This window comes from Bacillus sp. EE-W1, from assembly GCF_009760835.1.
Classification (GTDB): Bacteria; Bacillota; Bacilli; order Bacillales; family Bacillaceae_G; genus Bacillus_A; species Bacillus_A wiedmannii.
Window position 1 is genome coordinate 1 of record NZ_WIPE01000147.1, and the last position, 4,259, is coordinate 4,259.

2 protein-coding genes are annotated in these 4,259 nt (G+C 29.7%); both read left to right on the forward strand.

The features are described from left to right. Positions 1-255: 255 nt before the first annotated feature. Complete coding sequence (locus GFJ36_RS28655; protein WP_097889984.1) at positions 256-3,381, forward strand: type 2 lanthipeptide synthetase LanM family protein; 3,126 nt, start codon at positions 256-258, stop codon at positions 3,379-3,381. A 575-nt stretch (positions 3,382-3,956) separates the two neighbouring features. Then, the coding region (locus GFJ36_RS28660; protein WP_157349846.1) for an ATP-binding cassette domain-containing protein at positions 3,957-4,259 on the forward strand (303 nt) is incomplete at its 3' end.

Genomic DNA, 4,259 nt, shown 5'->3' on the forward strand with positions numbered 1-4,259 from the left:
ATTTTACTAATTGTTATTAACATAAATTAAAACGTACATTATAGATATAGAAATTCGATTAGTTAAAAGAGAGTTATTCTGATGTTAGAAAAAAATTTTATAAATACGATAAGCAACGTTATATTTATAAACTCTTAAAGAATCTATCACTTCAGTTTACTCGTTTATTTATATTAGTACATTGGTATAAATTTTAATGGATATTTGTTTTATTGCTGAAACATGTTATAAAAATACGTTGAAGGAGAATGCTATATGACGTTACAACATGGCACATATTTATTAGAAAGAGAAAATAAAGAAAATACATTTGATGAAGAGCGATATCAGAAATGGTTAAGTAAGACAGGATTAAATAAATCAATTATTGATACTCTAATTCAGGAAAACAATATAGAGTTAGAATATTTCAAAACTGTTTTATCAAACAAAGAGAATCCTGAGTTAAATACTTCTTTAGAATGGATCGCTATTGTCAACAAATTAATAAATGATAATACATATTACAATAAAGATATCGAATATTTAGAGGGATTTGAAAACATTCCATTTTTCGCATTTTATGTTCCATTCTTTAACTATAGTTTGGAAGTAATATCAAATAAATTTAAAGGGGTTCATGAAGAAAAAATATTCTCTATTAATATAGAAAACATTACAAAAAGTATTCTATTAACTGTAGCTGATAGAATTGGCCAAATTGGATTAAAAGTATTAATAACAGAGATTAATATGGCGAGAACTGGTGATTTACTAAGTGGTGAGACTGAAAAGGAAAGATATGCTAGCTTTATTAATGAATTTCTTCAAGATAAAGAGTATATCCAGAACCTATTTAACTCTTATCCTGTAATGGTAAGACTAATGGTAGAAACTGTGCATAGTACTGTAGATGCAATGTTTGAGATAGTCTATCATTATGCGGAAGATCGAGATCAACTAGTTGAAATTTTTGGTGGAGATTTCAACATTTTAACATCAATTGACTTGGGCGCGGGTGACACTCACCAAAATGGAAGAACTGTAGCTATGCTAAACTTTAATAATAAAGGGAAATTAGTATATAAACCTCGCTCGTTAAAAACAGATGAACTATTTAATGAACTATTAATTTGGATTAATAAAAAAGGATTTAAAAAACCATTAAAAAACTTAACAGTATTAAGTCGAGATGAATATGGATATCAGGAGTTTATTTCAGGAAGTGAGTGTAATACCCCGCAGGAAGTTGAAAACTTCTATTATAGACAAGGTGGATATATTGCTTTATTTTATATACTAAATTCTACAGATTTCCACCATGAAAATATTATTGCTGATGGTGAGTATCCTATATTTATAGACCTAGAAACACTATTTAGTAATTCAATTGAATTTAATAATGAACTAACAGATAATAAAAGTGCTTTTTTAAAATTATCATTAAACATTAAAGATTCTGTTTTTCAATCGTTAATGCTGCCTGTAAAATTCAGTGATGATCCTCTTATTGATTATGATCTAAGCGGTTTAGGAATAAGTGGTGAACTAGAAGTAGAGCCTTCTGCAGTAAATGCATTGGATAATGTATATAGTGATCAGATTAAAATGGTTAAACAAAAAGTTAAATTAAAAGAATTCAATAATACCCCACGAATTAAACAAAAGAAAACAAATGCTAGTGATTATATTGAAGAAATTATTAATGGGTTCACGGATATGTATAAATTAATATTAAATAATAAGAAAGAATTCACATTAGATAATGGGCCTTTATACTCGTTTAAAAATACCTTTGCAAGACAAGTTTTCAGAGCGACTGAGGCGTATGCAAGATTTGTATCGGCAAGTATTCATCCTAATTACTTAAAAAATGGAATTGATAGAGAAGGCTTATTTTATTATCTATGGCATGGTATTAACCATCAACCGAAATTCAGCCGAATTGCAAAGTATGAAATACAAGACCTTTTAAGAACTGATATACCTTACTTTACCTTCAAAGTTGGTTCAACAAGTTTATTTAGTTCAGATAAAATCGAAATTAAAGACTTTTTCGAAAAAACTTCGATAGATGAAATAAAAGAAAAGCTAAATAAATTAAGTGACCTAGATCATGATCAACAAGTAGAATTTATAAAGCAATCTCTTGGCGCAATTGCTACAAACGAACAAAAAGAATACACTCCGTACGGCTATAAAGAGGTTGAAAAGAGTCTTTTAGATACCAAAGAATATCAAAAAGATCAATTTCTGAATGAAGCAAAAAAAATAGGCGATGAAATAGTGAATCGTGCTATTGTAGGTGATAATTTCAAAGATGCATTGTGGTTTGGGCTTAACTTAGATAATAATGAACAATTTAAATTATCCCCTATAAGTATTGATTTATATAACGGTAGCTTAGGAATAGTACTATTCCTTGGAGTACTAGCAAAAGAAACTAATGATGAAAAATATAAGAAATATGCTGTTGCTGGATTGAATTATATTGAAAATAAGTTAGCTCATACAAAATTACAATCGACTTCAGCATTTTCAGGGTATAGCTCCCTTTCATACGTATACGCTTATTTAGGAAAAATTTGGGGCGATCAAAAACTCATTAATCAATCTAGAGAATATATCAATAAAATTGATTCGCTATTAATTGAAAATGAGACCACATATGATTTTGTAGGTGGATTAAGTGGTTCCCTTCTTGTATTAGTCCGACTATATGAAAAGTTTAATTTTACTGAATTAAAACCTATTTGCGATTTAATATCCCAGAAATTATTAAATCAGGCTTCTGAACAAATAAAGAATAATACCTTGCTCACTGGATTAGCACATGGTGCTTCTGGATACGCTTGGCCATTACTAGAATATGCTTATAAAATGAATCAGAATCACTTACAAAAGGATATATTAGAAATATTAGATTATGAAAATAGCAAAGTAAATGATAATCAAGATAATTGGTTAGATTTAAGAGAAAATGAAAGCTTTGACGCGCCAGCATTTTGGTGTCATGGGGCCGGTGGAATAGGCATAAGTAGATTAATGATGTCTCAAATTATTGCAAATACTAATATTAGCGGTGATTTACAAAAATGTATTAATGTACTCATGACTAAAGGATTTGGTACTAGTAATACCTTATGCCATGGTGACTTTGGAAATCTTGATTTTCTTTTAACTTATGCTCAATTTACAAAAAATAATGAGTATATAGAAATCTCAAGAGAAATCGGTAAACATGTATTAAAACAAAAAGAAGAGAATGAACAGTGGAATTTAGATCAACACGGCGATGTAAATATCTTAGGATTCATGATCGGAACTTCGGGTATAGGCTTTGAATTATTACGTTTAAATAACCCTGATATTCCTTCCGTGTTAAGTTTAGATTTACCGTAAGTTTAAAGATATTTCTATCACTCGTGATTATGTAACTGAAAATATAACAATTAAACTGCTTTTATAGCCCAAAGTTAAACTAATAGGCGTCACCATATCAAAGAAAGAAAATTGTACATTCGGATACAATTTAGACACAAAATATCCGGTTCCTTGTACGCTAAGGGATCGGATATTTATTTTACTGTTTTATATAGCGTACAATTTCTCGCTTATTTAGATACCATAGAACATTAAAAAATATCAACTTGTACTACATTATCTGTTGTAGCATTAGAGCTTCCTGTAGTTACTTTTAATGAAATACAGTCACCTGCTTGAAATGTCATAGAAATATTATTATTGATATTGGAAGTTAGGATACCAGTTAGTGTAACGGTAAGAAGTGTATCTAAAACATTTTTAAATCCAGATTCAAATGCGAGTGTTGGAAAAATTACATATCTTTAATATCGTCTTTTGAGATACTTTAAAATAACATATCGAGCCGTTTCGTTTACCTTACAAAGATGTTAGGCGAATATAAGGTTAATAAAAATATAGAATAGGAAAAAAGAGAGTGTAGGGGGATATATATGAACAAACCAGTTGTAGTCGTTAAAGACGTTCAAAAAGTATACGGTAAAAAAGGGGAAAACCAATCACACGCATTAAAAGGTGTGTCGTTCTCGATTCAAGAGGGGGAATTTGTTGGAATTATGGGACCATCTGGTTCAGGGAAAACAACGTTACTAAATGTAATTTCAACATTAGATAAAGCAACAGGCGGTGTTGTTGAAATTGCCGGTGCGGATATTACAAAGATGAAACAGGGTGAACTTTCTGATTTCCGTTCGCAAAAATTAGGGTTCATTTTCCAAGACTTTAACTTATTAGAG

Excerpts from the sequence above, each read along its gene's own strand:
- GFJ36_RS28655 (WP_097889984.1), top strand. The coding sequence starts at position 256 with ATGACGTTACAACATGGCACATATTTATTAGAAAGAGAAAATAAAGAA.